This window comes from Aquimarina sediminis (assembly GCF_002895435.1).
Lineage (GTDB): Bacteria > Bacteroidota > Bacteroidia > Flavobacteriales > Flavobacteriaceae > Aquimarina > Aquimarina sediminis.
Map to the genome: position 1 here is coordinate 151,891 of NZ_POYJ01000011.1, position 21,654 is coordinate 173,544.

At 33.2% G+C, this 21,654-nt stretch carries 19 protein-coding genes; 2 read left to right on the plus strand and 17 right to left on the minus strand.

Annotated features, from left to right (window positions below; genetic code table 11):
* Positions 1–55: 55 nt before the first annotated feature.
* The 8 genes from C1X07_RS19925 to C1X07_RS19960 form a co-directional block, all read right to left on the minus strand.
* Positions 56–574, minus strand: coding sequence for an endonuclease V (locus C1X07_RS19925; protein WP_103071798.1), 519 nt, complete (start codon positions 572–574; stop codon positions 56–58).
* Positions 575–701: 127 nt separating this feature from the next.
* The gene (locus C1X07_RS19930) at positions 702–2,114 is read right to left on the minus strand and encodes a TolC family protein (protein ID WP_103071799.1); all 1,413 of its coding nucleotides are present in this window, start codon (positions 2,112–2,114) and stop codon (positions 702–704) included.
* 1 nt (position 2,115) lies between these two features.
* Entirely contained in the window at positions 2,116–3,468 is a 1,353-nt protein-coding gene (locus C1X07_RS19935) for an HlyD family secretion protein (protein WP_103071800.1), read from the minus strand.
* The gene (locus tag C1X07_RS19940; RefSeq protein ID WP_103071801.1) at positions 3,461–5,134 is read right to left on the minus strand and encodes a peptidase domain-containing ABC transporter; all 1,674 of its coding nucleotides are present in this window, start codon (positions 5,132–5,134) and stop codon (positions 3,461–3,463) included. The genes C1X07_RS19935 and C1X07_RS19940 overlap by 8 nt, the downstream gene beginning before the upstream one ends.
* Positions 5,135–5,265: 131 nt before the next feature.
* Complete coding sequence (locus tag C1X07_RS19945) at positions 5,266–5,595, minus strand: hypothetical protein (RefSeq protein WP_128755332.1); 330 nt, start codon at positions 5,593–5,595, stop codon at positions 5,266–5,268.
* A complete protein-coding gene (locus tag C1X07_RS19950) occupies positions 5,592–6,260 on the minus strand; it encodes a TetR/AcrR family transcriptional regulator (RefSeq protein WP_103071803.1) in 669 nt (222 codons plus the stop codon). Before C1X07_RS19950 ends, C1X07_RS19945 begins: the two co-directional genes overlap by 4 nt.
* Before the next feature lie 179 nt (positions 6,261–6,439).
* A complete protein-coding gene (locus C1X07_RS19955; RefSeq protein WP_103071804.1) occupies positions 6,440–6,892 on the minus strand; it encodes an SRPBCC family protein in 453 nt (150 codons plus the stop codon).
* Positions 6,893–7,057: 165 nt separating this feature from the next.
* A complete protein-coding gene (locus tag C1X07_RS19960; RefSeq protein ID WP_103071805.1) occupies positions 7,058–7,492 on the minus strand; it encodes a YciI family protein in 435 nt (144 codons plus the stop codon).
* Between the two features lie 334 nt (positions 7,493–7,826).
* On the opposite strand from C1X07_RS19960, the gene C1X07_RS19965 reads away from it, so the two are divergent.
* Together C1X07_RS19965 and C1X07_RS19970 are read left to right on the plus strand one after the other, a co-directional pair.
* Positions 7,827–8,255 carry a Fur family transcriptional regulator gene (locus C1X07_RS19965; protein WP_103071806.1) on the plus strand — a complete coding sequence of 143 codons (429 nt, stop codon included), beginning with the start codon at positions 7,827–7,829 and terminating at the stop codon, positions 8,253–8,255.
* An 8-nt stretch (positions 8,256–8,263) separates the two neighbouring features.
* Positions 8,264–8,872 carry a class I SAM-dependent methyltransferase gene (locus C1X07_RS19970; protein WP_103071807.1) on the plus strand — a complete coding sequence of 203 codons (609 nt, stop codon included), beginning with the start codon at positions 8,264–8,266 and terminating at the stop codon, positions 8,870–8,872.
* Between the two features lie 6 nt (positions 8,873–8,878).
* Here the strand turns inward: C1X07_RS19970 and C1X07_RS19975 are convergent, their stop codons facing one another.
* The 9 genes from C1X07_RS19975 to C1X07_RS20015 all read right to left on the minus strand — a co-directional run bounded on the left by C1X07_RS19975 (position 8,879) and on the right by C1X07_RS20015 (position 21,080).
* Positions 8,879–10,243, minus strand: a complete 1,365-nt coding sequence (locus C1X07_RS19975) for an MATE family efflux transporter (RefSeq protein ID WP_103071808.1) — start codon at positions 10,241–10,243, stop codon at positions 8,879–8,881.
* Positions 10,244–10,245: 2 nt separating this feature from the next.
* Positions 10,246–12,447: a DUF5916 domain-containing protein gene (locus C1X07_RS19980; RefSeq protein WP_103071842.1), complete on the minus strand. Its 2,202-nt coding sequence runs from the start codon at positions 12,445–12,447 to the stop codon at positions 10,246–10,248.
* Entirely contained in the window at positions 12,444–13,883 is a 1,440-nt protein-coding gene (locus C1X07_RS19985) for a DUF3526 domain-containing protein (RefSeq protein WP_103071809.1), read from the minus strand. Before C1X07_RS19985 ends, C1X07_RS19980 begins: the two co-directional genes overlap by 4 nt.
* Positions 13,880–15,316, minus strand: a complete 1,437-nt coding sequence (locus tag C1X07_RS19990) for an ABC transporter permease (protein ID WP_206604257.1) — start codon at positions 15,314–15,316, stop codon at positions 13,880–13,882. Before C1X07_RS19990 ends, C1X07_RS19985 begins: the two co-directional genes overlap by 4 nt.
* A gap of 1 nt (position 15,317) precedes the next feature.
* Complete coding sequence (locus C1X07_RS19995; protein WP_103071810.1) at positions 15,318–16,019, minus strand: ABC transporter ATP-binding protein; 702 nt, start codon at positions 16,017–16,019, stop codon at positions 15,318–15,320.
* A 3-nt stretch (positions 16,020–16,022) separates the two neighbouring features.
* Positions 16,023–17,213, minus strand: coding sequence for a hypothetical protein (locus C1X07_RS20000; RefSeq protein WP_128755333.1), 1,191 nt, complete (start codon positions 17,211–17,213; stop codon positions 16,023–16,025).
* A 13-nt stretch (positions 17,214–17,226) separates the two neighbouring features.
* Positions 17,227–19,602: a TonB-dependent receptor gene (locus C1X07_RS20005; protein ID WP_103071812.1), complete on the minus strand. Its 2,376-nt coding sequence runs from the start codon at positions 19,600–19,602 to the stop codon at positions 17,227–17,229.
* A gap of 75 nt (positions 19,603–19,677) precedes the next feature.
* Positions 19,678–20,598, minus strand: coding sequence for a hypothetical protein (locus C1X07_RS20010; protein ID WP_103071813.1), 921 nt, complete (start codon positions 20,596–20,598; stop codon positions 19,678–19,680).
* A gap of 2 nt (positions 20,599–20,600) precedes the next feature.
* On the minus strand, positions 20,601–21,080 hold the full coding sequence (locus C1X07_RS20015; RefSeq protein WP_103071814.1) for a glycine-rich domain-containing protein: 480 nt from the start codon (positions 21,078–21,080) through the stop codon (positions 20,601–20,603).
* Positions 21,081–21,654 lie beyond the last annotated feature (574 nt).

The following is a 21,654-nucleotide window of genomic DNA, read 5'->3' on the forward strand; positions in this document are numbered from 1 at the left end:
TCAAAATCAATTGAAGCGCATATAACATCTTATGCACTGAAAACATGAATACAAATCAAATTGATTCGTCTACTTTTTCTTTTGTTTTAGTGTCTAATATCTGCAATAAGGTAGGCATTCTAAAATCTCCATGCATAGACTTTATCATATCATAAGCTCTATCCAGCTCAACACCAATTGCTGATATATAAAGAGGCTTTATACTTTCGCCACGTAACAGTTCTCTTACGTTTTTTTTGTTTTCATGAAATCCTGATTTTGCCACACCCAAAACAGGTACGCTCTTATCTATAGCATCAAACAAATGTCCTCCTAAGCCTAATTTGCCTTCATCATCAAGTAAAACAAAACCATCTACAATAATATAATCTATGTCAGTAATAGGCATTCTTTTAAGAAGGCTAAGTATACATGGGAGCTCTCTTTTGTAAAAAGATCCTGGCTCATATGCCTCTACTCCTTCTATGATTTCGCTATCAATATCAAGGGGCTTACTATCATTCCAGTTTTCAAAACTTACACATACCGTTTTTGCTTTATTATCATAGTAATAGGTATCGAATGCTAATATCATTGTTATAATTATTGAAGTGGTTTAAATACTTTTCTAAAAAAAGATGGAAGATACAACATTCAACCCGTATTATGCATTAGAAAATCATTGCAGTTCTAATGCATAATATGACGGATTAAACTAACATCTATATCGCTACTCCCAAGGCGTAATACAGGTTGATTGTAGCTGTAAGCTGTTTTATCTTAAGAGTATTCTCTTTCAGTTGAGCATCAATCAATTTTTGTTCTCGCGAATTGATTAAAAACAAAGAGCTTTCTCCCAAAAATAGTTTACGTTCTTCTGCACTAACCAATGTTTTATAATCTGTAACAATATCTTCAATAAGTTCTGTTTGTGTAGATAATGAATTGATCTCTTGATATACTGCTTCGATCTTATTTTGAAGCTTTAGTGATGTAGCTGCTCTTTCAAAATTTGCATCTTGTAATTTTAAATTGATAAGGCGTACATCTCCTCTTTCTTTTCTAAGAAATATTGGAAAACTAAAATTGACAAAAGCTTTGTAATTTGTTGTAGTAAATGTATGTATCTGTTGATACTCGGGTGTCAAGAAATTATACTGAAGATCTATTTTTGGCAATAGCTTATTACGTTTTAGAGTACGATCTACAGATAGTCCTCCAATCTTAGCATCAAGACTTACTAATTTAGGGTGAGTCTCTAATAAAGTAGAAGTATCTGTAATCCCATCTAATTTTAAAGAATTTTCGATATGATTGCGTTCGGGTAATACTGGCATTATATCTTCTCTTATCTCTACAGGAATAGTATTGATCCATAAATAGTTACTTACCTTGAGTATCGCTTTTCTTTTTTTAAGAGAAGCTGCCTCCAGATTTAGTTGTCTGTTTTGTAATGTTATTCGTGCTTCTGTAATCTCTATTGCTGCTTTATCCCCTGCCTCTACACTTTGTTTAATGGCTTCAAGCCGAGTAGAAGCATTCTCCAGAAAGGTGTTATAAATACGTTGCTCATTAGTAGCTTCTAACCATTCGAAATATGCTTTACTTGCTTCAAAAATTAGGTTATTAACCAGTAAATCTCGATTTGCCTTGGTTTGTTTTATAAAGAATCGCGCTTTTTTTAGTGATGCCATTCTTTCATTGATTAAAAAACCTTGGGCAAGAGAAAATGATACGCCTGCACTATACAACCCTTCATCTGGTACCGTAAGGTTAGGGTTTAGGTATTCTCCTGTATTGTTTTCAAAATTTGCTTTGAACTCTACTCCATACCAGGTAGGGATCTTAAATGTTGCATTGAGTTGATCAAAATATTCTGTTCCTTTAAACTTTTTTCTATCATAATCAACTTCAATCTTAGGGTCAAAACCTCCTCGTGCTTTTAGCAATTTAGCCTCTCCCATATTTAAAATGATCTCGGCTTGTTTCATGAGAGGATGATGTTTTTTTACGTACCCAATATATTCTTCAAAAGTAAGAGAGTTGTCAAAGGGTTCATGATCATTTTGAGCGGTTACACTTTTTATTGAAATTAGTAAAACCAGTACTATTATATAATTTATACCTATTTTCATTTTACTTTTTCTCTTTAGAAGTTTCTTTCCCCTTTGGGGTATAATAATTAGGAGGAAACCCATTAAGCTGACGCCACATTTCATACCAGATAGGCACATCTTCGAGCAAAGCAATAGTATGTGCTCCTGAGCCTACTCTTACATTTTTGGGCCATACATTTTCTCCTTCTTTTGGAGCAATCAGAATTCTGAATTTTCCATTATCGCTTATAAACGTTTCTATAGCTACCACTTTTCCTGGATAGGTTCCAAAAGAGGCATTGGGCCAACCACTAAAGAAAATTGCGGGCCAGCCGTCAAATTCTATTCGTACATCCTCACCGATATGCATCAATGGCAAATCAATTGGATCTACATAAGTTTCTACAGCCAGATCATAATTGGTAGGCATAATACCCACCAGCTTTTCTCCTTCTTTAAAAGTCTCTCCGATACCAACCTTTATAGCTTTATTGATATATCCATCCTGGGGAGCAGTAATATAGTACAGGGCATTACGCATTTTGTAGTTTGTCGATTGGTTTTCGAGCTTGGTAACCTGTGCTTCTGCTTCAAATTGGTTTGACTCTGCCGTAAACTGATCACTTCTTGCCTTAGCAATCTTATCTGCGTATTCTGCAGCAATTCTGTTAATTTCTAATTCTGCATTAGTAACCTCATTTTCACTAACCAATAGTTTATTTTCCTGAGATACAAGCTTGGCCTGTGTTTCCTGAAGCTTTAAACGTTTTGCTTCTACATCTGCGGTCGCTTTTAGCCCTTCATTTTTTAATATTACGGTACGATCGTACTGTCGTTTTGCAATATCCAGATTAGTTTCGGCTGCCTGAAAATCAACTTTTGCACTTTCAACTTTTAGACGTGCTTGCTGTAATTTGTTTTCTGCTTGCGAGAGTTTTAGCTTACGTTGACTCCCTAATGCTATAATTTGGCTTTCTTGCGCTTTGATCTTCTCCTGATACGAGACTACTGATCGGCTTTTGGCATCTCGTTGTCTATTAGTTCGTTCTACTAATTGTGGGTCTTGGTAGGCATTTTTTATTTCAGAAATAAATAGAATTGTATCTCCTTTTTTAACAAAATCACCTTCTTTTACATACCACTTTTCAATACGCCCGGGAATTGGTGATTGTATTGTTTGAGGACGTTGATCCGGAGTAAGCGTAGTTACAAAACCATTACCACTTACGTTTTGTGTCCAGGGTAAAAACAGAACGATGATCCCCATTATAGCAAATGCTCCTAAGAAACGATTAAATAGCTTATTATGCTTCGAAGTAAATGCTTTTGAAAAAGCTGTATAACCTTCAAGGGATACTTTTTTATTAAGTTGATTATGAGATATATTAAGCATTATTCTTATTTTTTGAGGTTATTTTCCCTTCGCAAATCGTAATGGTTTGGTTACAATCATTTTTCCATTGCCTATTCCTACTAGAAACCACAAGTGCCCATGGGCGTTCCGCTGCGGTTAAATATTTTATAATTCTTGTAGCTTCATCTTTTTCAAAATGCTCTAATGGGTCTTTGAGAAGAAGTAATTTGGGGTTATGAATAATTGCTCTAGCCAAGACAATACGCTTGGATACCGTAAATGGTATCTGTTGACCCTCGGGATGTAATATAGTATTAATCCCATTGGGCTGCTCTTTGATAAAAGAAAGTAACCCAGTATTCTTAAGTACACTGTGTAATTGTTCTTGCGGTATGTCAGTACGACCAAAAGTAATATTTTCCAAAATTGTACCTTCAAAAGGGAACTGCCCTGGTAATACCTGTCCTATATATGATCTATATTTATTAAGCCAAATCCCTTTTATAGAGACATCATTGATATATAGAGCTCCACTTGTTGGTGAAATAAGACCTGAAAGAATCTTTAGCAAAGTGGTTTTTCCACTTCCGGACGCTCCATCAAAAAGAATACGATCTGACTTTTCTATATTAAAATCAATATTACTCAATACCTCCTTCTCTTCTACGGTAGTATATTTAAGACCATCTAGTTCTATATGTAACTCATCTGTATTGGCAAATGGATCCTTACCAGATTGTACCTCTAAACTTTTATCTACCACCTGACCAATTTTTTCTAGAGAAGTCAATACATCATAAAAAGATTCAAGTCCTTTGATCAATTTCTCTACAGAACCGATCACTAATAAGATAATAATCTCTGCGGCTACAAACTGACCAATATTCATTTGTTGATTAAGTACTAATAAGCCACCTATAACCAATAATCCAGCGGTTACTAAAACTTTGAAACCAATAAGCTGAATAAATTGAAGTACTAACACTTTGAAATGACTCTCCCGTGCTTCTAGATACTCAGTTGTAAGATCATCATTGCGATTCATTGCGAGATTTGTAATACCCGAAAGTTTGAAACTAATTAATGAACGTGATACTTCTTGTATCCAGTGTGCCACTTTATATTTACTTTTCGACTCCAAAATACTGGTATCCAAACCTTTTTTGGCAGTAAATTTGAATACTACATAAATAAGTAATACCAATAGCAATCCATAAATAATAAAAAAAGGATGGTAGAAAGAAAGGAGCATCAATCCAAATATAATTTGAAGCGCCGCAGCCGGAAAATCTATCAAGATCTTTGAAAGTCCTTTTTGTATCGTCAGTACATCAAAAAATCGATTGGCTAATTCTGGCGGATAATAATTACGAAGCTCTTCTACTTTAATTTTCGGAAAACGGTATGCAAATTCAAAAGAAGCTCTGGTAAATATTTTTTGTTGCATGTTTTCTAGAATTCTTACCTGCATTAACTGCAAAACTCCCTGAAAAGCCACCCCAATTGTAACAAGTACAACCAGAACGATCCAGGATGTAGAGACTTGTGCTCCTTGTATAAGATTAATTATGGCTTGTATTCCTAATGGTAAGGTAAGTGCTACCAGACCAGCAAAAATAGCATAGTAAAAAATCTGACGAATATCTTTTTTATCGAGTTGTAGAAGGCTTGTGAAACGTTTCCACGGAGACATTGTTTCTTTCATTTTAATTAAAAAAGGGCATTAAAAATTCTAGGATTTATAGTGTATTAATCCATCTCGGTTAGTAGTATAGTTTAGTAATCTAGTAGCTATTGGCAACAGTATATCGCTGCATCCACATAGTTATCAAAGTATTAAACTACATCCGGTGGAGGAATAGGAATCTCCATATCAAAACCGTAACATATCAGTGAATTGTTGGTATCATTAGAAACAGCAATAGAATAATGAGAATGATCAAATGGACTTACTATCTGTAATTTTAATTTATTGTCCTTATGATCATCTTCTTGTTTCTCTTCTTTATCCGTGTCTTCTTCACTATCCACCTCTACTAATTCATAGGTGAAATCTGTAACCAAAGCCAACATTTGAGTTATTGGTTGAATACCCATAGCAAACAGCATCATTACTATCATGAAATGCCTGAAAAATGCTTTTATGTATATTCTCTTTAAACTCATTTAATCATTTTTATTACTAGATCATTATAGAAACGGACTATATTATTTTTTCCTTCTTTAACATCTGTAAGAGATGGTAAATGTTTTGAAAAAAAACGTTGATGATGAGCTCCTTCAATAACTGTCGAAACCAACATATGAGGAAATTCGAACTCAGGATTTACCTCTAATACAATATCACTTATCCGTTCTACAACCCGCTTATACGTTTTATAATATCCTTTTTCATTTTCTTTATCGATATCTTTGGTATGATACGCTTTTGAAGATTCTGCAATAATTATCCTATTAAGAACAACTTCATTAATGTATGAAAATGAATTATCTTGTATTACAGGTTCTGTTACTATCTGTATTGCACTTGTAAGCTTAACTTCTGGTGAGTTAACATTTGTTGTTGCAAATACCAATTTGTATTCTATCCAACTCCAATACCAACTTATAAGATATACCAAAAGGGTGTGCTTACTATCAAAATAACGATAAATAGAACTTTCATTAGAACCTATTCGTACTCCAAGTTTTTTAAATGTAAACCCTTCAAATCCTAATTCATCTATCATATCGATACTGGTGCTTACTATTTTCTTTCCCAAGTCTGTCGATTCAGGATTTTTAGTATACAGTTCAGGACTGATAGTGATATTTATTTGCAGGTTTTTCATATGCTGTGCAAATATATAATAGTAATACTATTAAAAAAAGAAGTTTAACTTTATTTTATAAGAGTAAGAGTACTAACTCTGTATTGAATTGTATTAACATTCATATATACATATCGCTACCATACCAAGTATCTTAATCATATAACCAATATGCATAAACTCATCTTGGATTATAGACATTATTTACTTTCGAGTATTTTTTTGAGATTAATTAATCCCGCTTTAGCTCTTTTTTTCAAAATTAATTTAACAATAGGCAAAAGAAACATTTTAAAGAAAAAGCTTTTTGACCTACTTTCCATTTTAAAATAAAGGTATGTTTTATCCTCACTCCTTTTCTTAAAATTCAAAGTCATTCTTGGAAACAATGGAAAAAAATTTCCTTCGGTAACATAGATCTTATTTTTTATTACCTCCTTTACTTGGATTAAAATTTTTACAGTACCTCCAAAAGGTTTTTTAGCTGTTTCCAAATACTCTTTACCTATAGTAGCACTAGGTAATTTATCCTTAGACCTAATGCTTATAACATCAGGAAACCATAACCCAAAATTTCCCATGTCAGAAGTAAATTCAAAAACATCGTTAATATTTGAGTTTATTTCAATTTCGTTTTTGGTGAGTATTACCATTATTTTTCTATTTTACCATAGTGGATACCAATCGGTATATAAAAATAGTAAATACAAATAAAAAGCCAGACAAAACTATCTGGCTTTAGTAAATTTTTAAAAAAATAAGTACTTCATTACAAGTAAATTATGACAAATACCTAGAAAAAGTTAATTTTGTAATTTCTAATTGATCCTTTCCACTTTTTTTATAGGTCGGATTATTATTTCCCAACCATCTTCTTCAAATCTTGGGTCGGCTTTGGCAATAGTGATTGCTTCTTCCATATCATTTGCCAGAATATGATAATACCCTGCAATGGTCATTTTATTCTTGCTTATCGAGGTTTCACTAAAAACTTTCTTTTTAAATGATATCTTGATTCCTTCCATTCCCAAGGGTTGAGCATCTTTTAGGTTCCCCGCTTTTGCCAACTTTTGAATATAAGCTCCAATTTTTTGAATATGTAATTGCTGTTGTTTTGATGATAGATCGGCCACTCGATTACCATCTGAATAGACAAAATACATAAACTCTTTTTGCCCTTCTTTTATATCTGATTGACAAACACTGCTATACACGGGTACAAAAACTAATAAAACAATAATGATTTTTTTCATGATTTTCTTTTTAAGTATTTAACTATATCTATAAAACAATTGTGCATGAGAAAAAGGGACAATTTTTGATGCTATTTTGATATAGACACCTTTATACATTATCCGATAACATTCGAGATCCCTTTTCAAAAGGATATCGAGGGTATAAAAAACTCCATCAAATAAGATTTTTTCATATAAATACATGCTATTTATACATTCTTTAAGGCGTTAAACCACCCATATTCTACATAGATTAAGTATATTTGGAATAGGGTAAAAATTAAGAGTAGATTGAAAAAAATGATAAAATCATATTCATACGTTTTTTTTCTATTCTGGCTAAGGACTATTTATGAGTACACAAAAAGACATTGAAGAATTACTTCAATCACATAAGCTGAAAAAAACTTCTGCTCGAATAGAAATGCTTAAAATCTTTATGAACTATACGTATGCATTATCTGCCAAAGAAGTAATCTCTCATATGAAAGTGAATCATGATAGAGTAACAATTTATCGTGCATTAAGCTCTTTTGAAAAACACGGAATATTACATAAAGCTTCTGAGGATAGTCACGGCATACGGTATGCATTATGTAGCCATGAATGCCCTGAAGAAGTACATACAGATGAGCATGTGCATCTGATCTGTAAGCAATGCTCACAAACGTATTGTCTAGAGGATATCAAAATACCTAAAATCAAGACTTTAGAAAAATTCTTAGTTCAAAAGATAAATTACACAATCAATGGTATTTGTAACGGATGCCTTTCTAGCTAAAGAAAGTAATGAACAACACTTGGAATTCTCATTATCATTTTTTTGACAAAAAAAAACACCCTCCTGCTGCAACCTTAAACTTTGCTCTTTCTCTTTTTCAAAAAAACGAAACAGCACAACAAAACAAATTGGCAATAGATTTGGGTTGTGGAAATGGCATAGATACTTTTGCTTTGCTTCAGGAAAACTGGCATGTGCTAGCGATTGACAAACAAAATGAAGCGTTATTACGAATTAAAGAAAATACTCCTGAAGAATATTCAAAACAACTTCAATTGGATTTAAACCCCTTTGAAAATATTAAGAAACTACCTGCATGTCAGCTCGTTAATGCCACATTTAGCTTACCATTTTGCCATCCTAATGGTTTTGACAAATTATGGTATCATCTTACAAACTCGCTAACTGAAAAAGGGATTTTTAGCGGGCATTTCTTTGGCATTAATGATTCCTGGAATTCTAATACAGAAATGACATTTCATACTGAGAAACAGATTAAAGATTTATTTACCAATTTTAATATCGAATATTACAAAGAGATAGAAAAACAGGGTAAAACAATTTCTGGAAAAGAAAAGTATTGGCACGTTTTTCATATTGTAGCGCAGAAAAAATGATCTGTTTTACTTTTGAAAAACAATATTTTCTGTAGCAGGACCAATGAGTTTTCTCAATTCAGAATAAGAAACGATCCACAAGATTAATGTATAGAGTATATTTTCGATAACCAAAGTATAGTAAATGCCATTAATTCCAAATATTTGAGGTAAAAACCATATTAATGGTAGGAATAAAACAATTTGTCTTCCTATCGGAAACATACTGGCAAGTTTTCCTTTTCCAATTGCTTGGAAAAAAATAATACTACTAGACGCAATTGGCAACAAAAACAACACGGTCAAAATACTTCTTAGATTAAAAATCTCCTGAGTATTTAAAACCATATCAGGAACCATTAGTTGTATACAATATTCAGGAAAAATTAGCACGGGCACCATCAAAATCAAAATAAATGAAATACCTCCAATTCTAAACGTTCTCATCGCTTCAATACATCTAGAAAAATTAGACGCTCCAAAATTAATTCCGATAATTGGTTGCATTGGTTGTAAAAGTCCTAAAACGGGGATTGCCAAGAAGGAGAACAATCTAAACGCTGCGCTAAAAAAAGCAATATCATGAGAAGTGCCATATCCCGCCAAAGTTCTAAATAAAAAAAACTGCTTTATCACATTAGACAATTGCATCACAAAAGCAGATGTACCTACATTGACTACATCTTTAATGATACTTTTTTCAATCCTTACTCCAAAGCTTCCTGTCTTAAAAGATGCCTTTCCATTAATAAAATAAAAAGAAGTCATTATCGAATATATCAACATAGATAATATACTACTCCATGCGGCTCCATCTATACCCAAGGAAAAAGTACGAATAAATAAAGGAGTCAATGAGATATTTAACAATACAGAGATTACTGTAAATGTCATTGCCTGTTTGATTTTACCTTCAGACCTGATAAGCCCATTTGCAGAAAGACCGTAGATACTAAAAAAAATTCCCAAAACAGATATTTCGAAATATGAAATTCCATAATCGAGCATAGCTCCTTTGGCTCCCATAAAAGTTACCAGTTCTTTAGAAAACAATAGACCAATAATCATCAATACCATTGTACTAATGAGTGACAATGCGATCATATTGGGAATCACCTTTTGTTGTTTCTCAATATCATTGGCTCCAATGGCTCTACTTAAAACAGAAGATGATCCAGCAGCAATAAAAACAGTAACACTAGTAATTACCAAAGTGAGCGGAAACAAAAGTGAAATCCCTGCAAACGCTTTTACATCAACAAAATGGCTCACATATATGGCATCTACAAGAGAGTTAATAGAAATAACCATCATTCCTAAAATCCCCGGCAAAGAAAGTTTCCACATTAACTGCCAAAGATTATCTTTTAATATATCAGGTTTTTTCTTCACACCTAAAATTGTTTCAAAAAGGTAATTTTGCTAATAAACTGCTGGTTTCTTTGCGTAGGATCTAATGACTGGATTTGAGTATCGTTAAACACCAGATAGATAAATGATAATGGCATATATTCCCAACTAAACCTCGTGTTCCACCCTCCTCGCTTATTAAAAGAATTATATTGGTAAAAGGTTGATAACTGCATTCTAGGAGAAACTGCCAAACGAAGGCTTGCCGAATACAGATTTGTTTCTAGATCTTCTTCTAAAACACCAATATCCTTAAGATTATTATACTCATAATCTGCTGTTAATGCAATATGTGGTAGTGGAGCATACCGCGCTCCGGCCGTAATGGTATTTCTTTTCCCATTATAAAAACCTCCCCACTCATACTTAAGAGAAGCAGATAACTTTCTGGATCGGTCAGAATTATAACGTACAAACTGTCTTGTATAGAAATATCTTTTTTCTTCTATCTGCAGCCCTAAAGGTTTGAAGTCAAAGTTTATATTCTGCCAAGAAGGTGTTACGGCATACTCTATAAAGCTATTATCCTTAAAAAATGTATAAACAGGAAAAAGGTATAGGTTTGCTTGCTGAAATTTTTCAGGATTTTCAAAATCATGATAGTAATTAGCAAAAAAACCAGGGTCCCAACGTCGAATCCAAGGTAGCTTCTTTGGCCTTAGAATAAAATACCCTCCTGGATTATGTTTTATAACATCATTTTGAAAAACAAACCCCGTTCCCGGGTTGTAATTCTTACTTACCACATCTGTAGACCATCCCCAATACATTTTATTGCTTGTATATCCCGAAGATATGCTTCCTGAGGCTCCCCACTCATTTGAATGCTCATCATAGGAAGTTGAAGCTAAATAAGAAATAGTCCATTTATTTTTGATCCTAATAAAACCATCGATAGTAGCTGTGGTATTATTATTCTCTTCTACATTTAGGGTTCTACTTTTTTCATCCAAACGATGATTTAGCATCACCCCTATATTATTTTCTTTGCCATAGTTTTGCAAATACCGAAATACTCCAAAATTGGCACTGGGGGCATTATCTGTATTTCTCTGATGAATGTATAACCCTGCCAGAGTACGTTTATCATTTCTATCTGTAAAACGTGTTCCTACATCTATTGGTGCAGGAACAGCATTAAACCTACCTTCTAATCCGATTTTTCTACTAAAAAAAGGTCTAACCAAATTACTAGAGGCTCCTGCCCATATTCCAGAATTTTCTAAGAAAAATTGTCGTCTCTCGGGAAAAAAAATATTAAATCTATCCAGATTGTTTACCGCTCTGTCTACATCAGCTTGTGCAAAATCAGTATTAACAGTGATATCTAATACAGAACGTGGGCTTATAGCCCATTTTGCATCACCTCCAAATTTTATTTTGCTATCCGTAACTTTCTCTCCTTCTGAATCTGTTCTGGCGTATTGATATAAAGAATATGGTTCTACTCTTAGGTTAACCCCTGAACCTGGAAGCTCTAACCCTTTTAACTTTGCAGCATAAGTCATTCTATAAGGAGAAAAAGATTGTGGAATCGCAGGAAAAACGGTTCGTTCATAATCCCTTCTTGCCAACCTACTAAATGTTATACCCCATGTAACATCCTTTTTATTAACATCATACCGAATAGATGTAAAGGGTATCGCAAATTCTGCATAATATCCCTCATCTACCCTGTGGGTACGAACAGACCATAGCGCATTCCAGTCATTATCAGTACTCTCATCGTTAAAATTTTGCAAATCTCTTTGATTACCATAGGGAGTTGTCTGAAAAGACACACAATATTGTTTAAGGTTTTGAGGATCCAATTGTATACTAAAAATATCATTTTCTCCATCACTAAAGTCTCTTCTCAAATCCTGAACTCGTACTCCTTTTTTACCTAATGAATCTTTACAGAACACCCCTACATATAATTGTTTATCATCAAACAAAATACGAACCTCAGTTTTGTATCTATAGGTTCCTCCTTGCCTAGGTTCCATTCGGAAAAAATCTGTGGTTACCGAAGCTTCTTCCCAATCCTTTTCTGTTAACTTTCCATCAATTTTTATTACCCCTGTTGCACGTTTTGCATATACATTTGGGGAATCATCGGGAGGAGGAAAATTTTGACTTCTCTCTTGTGATATTCCAGCTATGCAACATATAACGATTAATACTACACTTAATATACTTTTCATATTCCCTTGTTTTTCATTTTCGCATAACCAATCCATAGGAATAAAATCATTGTAATAGCAACTTTCATTATTCCTAACATGATAAGAGTACTCCATTTTACTTCATCCTTCTTTATAGTAAAAGATGGTAATTGAGAGTAATCTTCTTCTCTTATTTGCTTATCCCAAAACAATTTCTGAAAATAGAAATCAGAAATCTTGCTATGAAAAGATTCTATAGAGGTATGAAACTGATGAAAAGTATTGAGGTCCGTTTTTGCAATATGAATAAATATCCCCTGCATGTTTACGGCTGGGTTTATCCAATGTAAATCTGCTATTTTTTGATTTCTTTGATACACTTGGTTATTATAGGCATCTACATCTTTTTTATGATGTATATCTTTTAATGATGTTAATGCTGCATATGCTTTTGCTAATGTATTATTATGTAAAAGGCTATCAGAACCTCGAAGGTTAGGCTTATGTTCTAAAAATTCGTGAATAACTTCTTTTGCTTCATTATCATCATCTTCATTTTCTAGACTGGTTCTACGAGTAATCTCTGCTAGAGAGATACTATCCAATGGATATTTTGTAGATACCCAAACATTAAGAATTGCTGGTATTACTATAAGAAACAATAACCACACTCCTGCTGCCGTAATCGCTGTAAAAGATGAATTCATTTTAAAACTTATGATACAGAACAATACAGCAAACCAAAAAGCACAATATATAATAACACTAAGTAGCCAAAATAAAGCTGCCAGTCCATTTTCGGAAGTAAACATATTACCAGAGGTAATCAATCCTATAAATGAAATCAAAAGTGCCAACCCTGTGATCAGGAAGAAATAAAACGCTAACCTTACAACGACTATCTTGCGTATACTAACCGTCTGAATATGTAGTAACGGCAACACTCCATTTTCTTTTTCTATAGCATATAACCCGTATGAAAATGCTATAATCAATAGAGGGAAGAGATAGATAAATACAAATGACAAATCAAAATTGCCTACATACAATTTTACAGGATTCGCTATTTCATTTTCAAAAAGCTGATAATGCAAGCTCATTCCTGTAAGGCGATAATAATATGGGTGCAAATCACATTGCCCAATCGCCAATGCAGCATAATCATGAGGATGTAATATAGCATGATATCCATGTCTATGCCAGGCATATGCCGGATCAGATGCTATATCTAATTTCTTTTTTTGTGTTACTGATGCTAATTCTTCTTTAAAACTCGTTTGATACTGATGAAATTCTTCTTTTTCGATCTTCATCACATCATTAATCGTTTCTCTCTGCACTTTGATCTCAGATTGTCCATAATATATCGAGTAAAGACCTAACAAGAAAGTACACCCCAACATTACTATTTGAAAAGTATTTCTAGTAAAAGAAATCCACTCATAACGCAATAATGTAATAGTTACTCTATTCATAATACCAGTTTCATTTTACGAGATGAATAACTAAGAAGAACGAATACAAATATTCCCCAACAGATTAACGATAACAACTCTATAAAATATAGACTGAGTATATCATAGCCTGTAATAGTTGTGTATTGAAAATCTTTAACCGTTTCCCATAGATTTTTGTTTGCTTTATACTCATAAAACTCACCATATTTTGAGTTTTGTGCCATATCATTATTCATTTTCCGAACTAATTCTCGACGATAATTTTCTGTTTCTCTCTGAAAATGAATTGATGTATTAAGATCTGTCGCTGTAAGTCCCATCGATAAGTTACGAACTGCCAAATACGGTGAAACAAAACTGGATAAGCTACTTATTCGATTTTGTCTATTAAAAAGATCAATCAAGCTATCCTTATGTATATCGTATACCATATTTCCATAATCTTCTCCTTTCTGCATTCGTACTCCTTCAAAGTTTAAAGGTAATTTGTGAATTGAATCTACTTTATAACGTTTTAGATATTCTTCCTTCAACTTTTCTTCTCTAACAGTTTTTGATGTTCTATTATCCAAGCCATTTTTAATATCTCTTTGAATAGCTTCTCTATAGATTTTCATAGATGGTAAAGGATAAAAACTCTCGCCAAAATTTGCTGTAGTTTTTGGTATAATAATCATAAAAAGAATCCAGCAGGTAAGTAAAGTAAGTAACGAATTTCTTCCTGTAGATGATCGTATGGAGACCCAAACCGAAAAAGCTACAAAAATCGCCAAGTAAACCAGGTAAATGAGTATCAAAAAAAACACTCGTAATCCAACATCAGGTATACTATCCGAATCATTGACTAAAGCCGACAAAACAAAAGCTACAATAAAAAATGGAACAACAATGGTCAAAAGTATACTTAGATATGCCAATATTTTTCCCCAAATAATAGGGGTGTAAGAAATACCTTGGCTAACTAATAGTTTAAGAGTTCCGTTTTCTCTTTCCTGTGTAAATGCCTGAAATGCTAAAAAAATAATTAACAAAGGGATTAGCACCTGAAATACCAATGCAGCACTTAGCTCACCAAATCGAATCATACTGCTATGAGCTTGAGCCGGGCGAAACATGAACTCATGTTGATAATGTGCTTCTAAATATACTGAAGTGCCGGTATAGGTATCTAACCCAAAATCAAATAAGCTTAGTATTGTTTTGGGTTTAAAGACAAAAGTACCGTAGTGTGCTGCTATATGCGGATGTTTATCTCCTTGCTCTAGCCATTCTTTTCTGTTATCTTCATGAGCTTGTTCTATTAAGGTTCGTTGCTGATCATAAGCTACATACCCAGCATACAAAGCAACACTAAGAAGACTCATTATTACTATCGCCAAAGCGGTTATTAGTCTTTGGCGTATTGCAATTTGTATCTCTTTTTTGGCAATCAGCAGTATCGTATTCATCATCTTAATTATGCATATGCTTTAAATACAATCTTTCAAGGTCCTGAAAGCTAACATCTTTAGATTCAAATTTTTCTAACAACACACCTTCTTTCATAATTCCGATATGTGTTCCAGTATCTTTTGCTCTAAAAAGATCATGTGTCGCCATTAGTGTGGTAACTCCTCTCTCTTTCATACTTAATAACAATTCAGAGAACTCATTACTTGCTTTGGGATCTAATCCCGAAGTAGGTTCATCTAGTAATAATACTTTTGCTCCTCTAGCTCTAGCCAATGCTATTCCTACTTTTTGGCGCATCCCTTTAGAATAGCTACTTACTCTTTTATGTATAAAATCTGTTTGCAACCCAGACTCTTCTAATAAATCTACGAGTTCATCTTTACTTTGGTTTTTTCCTCCTAATCCACAAAAAAAACGAAGATTTTCTAAGCCTGTCAAATTTTTATACAACATCAAATTTTCAGGAATATACGATAGCATTTGTTTGGTTTCTTTGACATGTTTGGACACATCCATACCATTAATCATTGCTTTCCCATGGGTAGCTTTAATAAAATTCAGAAACAGGTTAATCGTAGTTGATTTTCCAGCACCATTGGCTCCTAGCAAACAAAAAATCTCACCTTCTTTGATCTTAAGGTTTAACGAATTAAGAGCCGTAAAATCCCCATACTTCTTTGTCAAATCAATTGTCTCCAGCATCTTCTATTGCTTTAAGGTGATTAACCCGGTAATATATCCACTGGTGCTCTTCATCTTTTTTGAAACTTTTCCTGAACTAATCTCATAACTATACAGAGCATCCTCTTCTGTACCAGCAATTGGGAAAAGAACATTTTCTTCAGAAATCTGTTTCATAAATGAGGTACGAGAAGCTGCAAATGTATTAGGTAAAGAAGCATCTAAATCTCCCATATCTTGTGTTTTGGAAAGATCTATTTTTTGATATCTAAATACTGGATTAGTTCCATCTATACCAAAAAAATTATCATCATTTTCAGAAACTGTAGTACATGCCACTCCATCTTTAAAGTAATATAATCCAAAGCACGTTTTACCAACAGCCGCCTTCAAATCAAAAAAGTACTCGGTATCAAAATCGGTTTGTCCAGCTTTGATTCTAAGAACACCACTTGGTTTACCACTAAACAATCCTGAAGCTTGAATATAAATATCTCCTTTTTCGTCTACCGTCATAATTTCAGTAGTAAGGGTATTAAAAAGAGTAGCAGTACGATCGTCTGTTATAACTTTACTTAAGGAATTTGTATTTAGATCTACTACTGCAACTTTTGCTGTACCCGATCCTCCAAAATCATTTAGGGCAATAAACAAATTAGAGTCTCTTATAATCATATCAGAATAAAAAAGCCCATCACCGGCATCTTTTATATTTATTTCTCCGGTAATTCTCATTGTATTGGGGTTGAATTGAATTACTTTAGATATTCCTCCACCAACTGTGGCATACCCAGTAGTTTCATTAAGAATTTCGAGAGAAGAAAAAGAATTAGATCCCGGAATAATAATTTCTTGATCCAGAATTGCTTTTCCCTCTTTATCAAAGACATATTTTTTCATTGTAGCAGGGGCTCCAAATCCTGCAGTAAACATCGATTTTCCATCTGAGTAAATAGATGAGAATTGCCCTACTTCTGTACCCTTAGTATTATCTATTGAAGATACATTAAGATCTGTAAGTCCTTGTAAAAAGGTTGTTTTAACCTCTCCTGCCCCCGATACTATTGATAAGGCATGATTTACTTCTACTCCTGTTTCTTGCGGTATCGTAGAGTCATCATCGCTACTACACCCAGAAGTCATACTTATTGTGACCAAAATCAAAATCCTTACGATTATGTGCCTTGCCTGTTTTAGTTTCTTTTTGTTTACCATTGTGATTTTTGTGTTATGATTTAAATAGTGAAGTTTTTAACTTAAGATGCCAGGATCTTCCAGGTTTTTGAACTCCAAAATTGTCAAAAGCCTGTTGGTTAAAAATATTTTGAGTTTCGAGAGTTAGTGTGTATCTCTTTTGTTTACCTGTATAGCTTATTCCGAGATTATGAAGCCATTGTGTTGGAATAACCAATTTGTCCTCTTTTCGTCCATCAATTTCCCAATATCGAAAAAACTCTTCGACATAACGGGTAGACCACCAAAACTGCATTTTGTCTTTGTTTTTAAAGAGGTTGTTTTTAGTGATTTGCACTTCACTATTACCAAACAGGTAAGGTTTATTGGGTAGGCGAGCTCCAAAATAACGATCATTTGAGACTCCTGAGTTTTCTTTTTTAGATCTGTTTCGCAAATCCTGAAATGTTCCGTTTAGAGTGATGCTTAGCCATGGTAATGGCATAACACCAATTTCTCCTTCTAATCCCAAAATTCTTGTTTTTAACAAATTCTCATAGGTACTTAGAACAGGAGGAGGAACAGCCTGAAGAATAATGATATTTTCTACTTCTCTAAAAAATCCATTGATCTCGGCATTCCAAGTCTGTTTTTTAACACTGCTTCCTAGATTAATATTATGGCTTCTTTCTGGTTTTAAATTAGGATTAGCAGCTACTGCAAGACTAAAATCACCCAATGTCTCTATTCTATCGGGTAACCTAGTAGCATATTCATAAGATAATTTACCTAAAAATTCAGGAACAAATTTCCAGGAAAAAGACTGGCTAACTCCAAATGCTGTTTTTTGCTGTTCTATTTCATTAATCTCATTATTTGTTATCTCAAACCCTTTTGCTTTATATTGATATAATTTTAGAGCACTACTGGTAGTTATTTTTTTATCTAAAAAATATTTTTCTAACCCTATTCCATTAGTAATTTTATGAATATGTACCGGGTTTTGATAATAGTCATTTCCATAAAACGCTGCAGCTACAGGGTCTTCTCCTGATCTTCTGAAGAAAGAAGCTACTCCATTAAAAATAAGTCGAGAAGTGGCAGAAAAATCATATTTGAGAAAAATTCGACCTGAAACATTTTCTCCGTTAAGTTTTAGCTTATTCTGAGAAGCAGTAATTTCTCCTCCTGATGTTCTTTGTCCTATAATTTCACCTCGCCAATTGTATATATTTAGTGTATTATCATCAAACCTGGTAATGATACTATTATATCCAAAATACAGATTTGCATCAAGATTTTTTATCAAATCACTTTTTTGATATTGTAATGAATTATTAAAAGTAGATACTCTATTAAGTGCCTCCCCATAAGGCTGTCTCATTTCAAAATTGTGTTGAATCTCGTCATAAAGGTCTGCATACGAAAAATTAAGAGTGATCTGATCTGCCCAAGACTTATTGATAACCCCAATATCTCCTTTGATCATATAACTTCTAAACGCATCATGAAATTTTTTGGCTGAAATACTTTCTGGATTACCCTGATCATTAACAATATTTACATCTTCTAAAGTGTAACTATTATCTGAGTAGGTGTAGTATCCCGCCAATCCTGCTGTTACACCAGAAGGCAACACTTTTCTGGTATTTACTGTAGCTTTCCAGGTATTAAATGAACTATGCGCTACTGTCGCTTCCAGAAAATCATGCTTTTCCTTTCTTGTTACTATATTAATTGCTCCTCCTAAAGCATCTACTCCCATCGCAACTGGGACTGCACCTTTATATACTTCCATTCGTTTAATTAGGTTAACAGGAAGCATTGCTAAAGATGAGCCAATCCCTAATTCTTCTACGGGATATAAAAAATCCATAGGAATACCATCAACAAAGAACTTGACTTGTCTACCACTAAGTCCCTGAATAGAGATTTCTGTGGAATTACCTACACCTCCACTTTGCCTTATCTGCACCCCAGAAACTGTACTTAATAAATCTGATGTGGTTACTGATCTGCTATTAACTTTACTGGCTTCTACAATTGATACTGTAGTTGTGCCATTCTTTATTTTTGTTGCTTTAGAGGCTCCTAGTACAGTAATTTCATTTAATTGATCTGATTCTTCTATTAAATGAATAGTTATTTTTGTCTCGGGTTCAATTTTTGAAAGGATGATTGTTTTTTGTTGTGTTTGATATCCTAAATGAGATACTATAATTTGGTGCTCACCTAGATTTAAATTTCTAATCTTGAAAAATCCAGAGTCATCAGATGTCAAACTTTTATTGGCACTTGATAAAAATATATGAGCTCCAGACAATTGCTCTCCTTTTTCATTGATCACAACACCAGAAATTACTCCTTCCTGACTTAATATAGTTTCAGGAAAAGTAAAAAACACAGTTATAAAAAATAAAATGTACTGCATATAACTGGGGTAGTTTTTTTTATGTCTCGTATACTAGTTTCCAACATTTTTTGAATGTTACAAGTTGATATGTATCTACAAAGTAATTTCATGAATCAATTCTTCTGAATTCATTTCTTCATAAATCAGTTTTTCTTCTTCAGATATACCATCCTTATGAAGAAGTCCGTTTGATTTATCCCACAATCTTTTAGATTGTTCATCCAGGCGATAAGATTCTTCCTTATCTTTCTTTAACAAACAAGTCAGTTGATCATTTTTAGATATTTCTAATACTTGTTGGTTTCTCAATAAATATGAAGGAGATTCACTTGTTAAGGAAAGTACTTCTCTTTCTTCATTGTACAATAAAAACTCTTTGTCTGAAGAAAGTTTTATTATTGTTTCTTGGAGAGGTTCTATTTCAAATACAGACACTTCTGTTTTTAGTTCTTCTCTGTCATTTTGTAGGCATGTGACTACTTTTATCGGAGTTTTCTCAGAAGAATGATTAACGACAACTGCTTTCCTTTCTTTACCTTCTACAATTCTATCCACAGTTACTTTCTCAACAAAAAAGAAATCATCAGCTATAGTTTTCGAGTACTTTATACTTCCTGAGTTATGTATTTCAGAAATAAGTGTGTATTTACCAATTGGTCCATCTTCAGGGATTTTATATGTAAAATAGTAATGCCTTCCTGATTGAATATTCTCTAGTATTTCTATCAATCGCTCTCTTTTACATGCTCCTTCTAAATAATCTGCCAATAACAAAAGAGGAATATTTTTGTTTAAATATTTTAACTTGGGTTTTTCATTCTCTTCTACATGATCTTCAGCATCAGGCAAACCCAACACATGTTCTTCAAAGAGCATGGTAACATTTCCCTTAGGATCTTTTACTCCTATTCTCACCCATGGAAATATATGTACGTTTTTTAGCGAAGAGATATTAAAATTCCAATGAATGGTTACTGTTTTGCCTGGGACTGTTCTTTTAGGGAAAATACTCATGGTTACCTTCTTAATGCTTTGATCTGTTCCTTACTATATTTGGTTGCATACTCTCTAAACCATTTTTCTACGGTTTCTTCTCCCAAATAATCATAGGTAACAGATAATAAAAACTCTAGCTTTTGCAGATATTCTTTCTTTGTCTTCTCAGGGTTTTTAACCATCTCCCTTTTACGCTCATCTTTTTCATTTTTAGAAGCTGGGATATGATGAAAATATGGTGTGTCGAAATATTGTTTACTAAATTCATGATATTGTGGTGTAAACAAGATCATATTGTGCCACATCTCGTCTATAATCAAAAGATCATCTGGTATAAAAACTCCTGGAATTTGGCTTATAAACAAAAATTTAAGTGTTTCATCAAATATATCATTCACTTCATTTATGTCCAGTCGATACATATCACTAAATCTGGAAATAATATCTTCATTCCTAAACTGAAGAATACTTTCTAATTGCCTATTATCAAGCTTTTTCATGTATAAATTATCTTAATAAAATACGGTAGCACGATAAGTCGTACTACCGCAATCAGTGTTTACAATGTATGTGAACAATGTCCACAGTTACTACAATGCGTACCTCCAACAGGATTAGCTAATTTTTCGGCCAAAATCTGAGAAATTAATGCTTCTTTTTTAATTTGCATGATTACATATATTAAGATTATACCTACTCTTTTTATAAGGTTTTCGGCTATCCCTTAGTTGCAACACTGTTGCAATATATATTACATTTACACCAAACGCAATCATGTTGCATTTAAAAAAATGTTAAAAGATTTACCAAAGGGAATTTTAGATACAACAGTAATATTGCGAATATTAGATTCGAATCCAAAGAGAGAGGCTCTTACCTTATTATAAAAACAGCAAATAAATCAAGTAATGCTTTATCTACTACGTATAATACTAAAAGTTAAGATTCTATCCGTAAAATGGCAATCATGCTCTAAAACCTAAAGAAATGTAGCGTTAAAAGGCGATGATCAATTTTATTACACATTGTTTTGACTATTACAACCTGAGTATCTAATGAGTTGCATCAAGTATT

Bases quoted from the DNA above. Each gene is read 5' to 3' on its own strand.
- C1X07_RS19925 (WP_103071798.1), bottom strand. From the start codon at position 574: ATGATATTAGCATTCGATACCTATTACTATGATAATAAAGCAAAAACG.
- C1X07_RS19930 (WP_103071799.1), bottom strand. From the start codon at position 2,114: ATGAAAATAGGTATAAATTATATAATAGTACTGGTTTTACTAATTTCA.
- C1X07_RS19935 (WP_103071800.1), bottom strand. From the start codon at position 3,468: ATGCTTAATATATCTCATAATCAACTTAATAAAAAAGTATCCCTTGAA.
- C1X07_RS19940 (WP_103071801.1), bottom strand. From the start codon at position 5,134: ATGAAAGAAACAATGTCTCCGTGGAAACGTTTCACAAGCCTTCTACAA.
- C1X07_RS19945 (WP_128755332.1), bottom strand. From the start codon at position 5,595: ATGAGTTTAAAGAGAATATACATAAAAGCATTTTTCAGGCATTTCATG.
- C1X07_RS19950 (WP_103071803.1), bottom strand. From the start codon at position 6,260: ATGAAAAACCTGCAAATAAATATCACTATCAGTCCTGAACTGTATACT.
- C1X07_RS19955 (WP_103071804.1), bottom strand. From the start codon at position 6,892: ATGGTAATACTCACCAAAAACGAAATTGAAATAAACTCAAATATTAAC.
- C1X07_RS19960 (WP_103071805.1), bottom strand. From the start codon at position 7,492: ATGAAAAAAATCATTATTGTTTTATTAGTTTTTGTACCCGTGTATAGC.
- C1X07_RS19965 (WP_103071806.1), top strand. From the start codon at position 7,827: ATGAGTACACAAAAAGACATTGAAGAATTACTTCAATCACATAAGCTG.
- C1X07_RS19970 (WP_103071807.1), top strand. From the start codon at position 8,264: ATGAACAACACTTGGAATTCTCATTATCATTTTTTTGACAAAAAAAAA.
- C1X07_RS19980 (WP_103071842.1), bottom strand. From the start codon at position 12,447: ATGAAAAGTATATTAAGTGTAGTATTAATCGTTATATGTTGCATAGCT.
- C1X07_RS19985 (WP_103071809.1), bottom strand. From the start codon at position 13,883: ATGAATAGAGTAACTATTACATTATTGCGTTATGAGTGGATTTCTTTT.
- C1X07_RS19990 (WP_206604257.1), bottom strand. From the start codon at position 15,316: ATGATGAATACGATACTGCTGATTGCCAAAAAAGAGATACAAATTGCA.
- C1X07_RS19995 (WP_103071810.1), bottom strand. From the start codon at position 16,019: ATGCTGGAGACAATTGATTTGACAAAGAAGTATGGGGATTTTACGGCT.
- C1X07_RS20000 (WP_128755333.1), bottom strand. From the start codon at position 17,213: ATGGTAAACAAAAAGAAACTAAAACAGGCAAGGCACATAATCGTAAGG.
- C1X07_RS20005 (WP_103071812.1), bottom strand. From the start codon at position 19,602: ATGCAGTACATTTTATTTTTTATAACTGTGTTTTTTACTTTTCCTGAA.
- C1X07_RS20010 (WP_103071813.1), bottom strand. From the start codon at position 20,598: ATGAGTATTTTCCCTAAAAGAACAGTCCCAGGCAAAACAGTAACCATT.
- C1X07_RS20015 (WP_103071814.1), bottom strand. From the start codon at position 21,080: ATGAAAAAGCTTGATAATAGGCAATTAGAAAGTATTCTTCAGTTTAGG.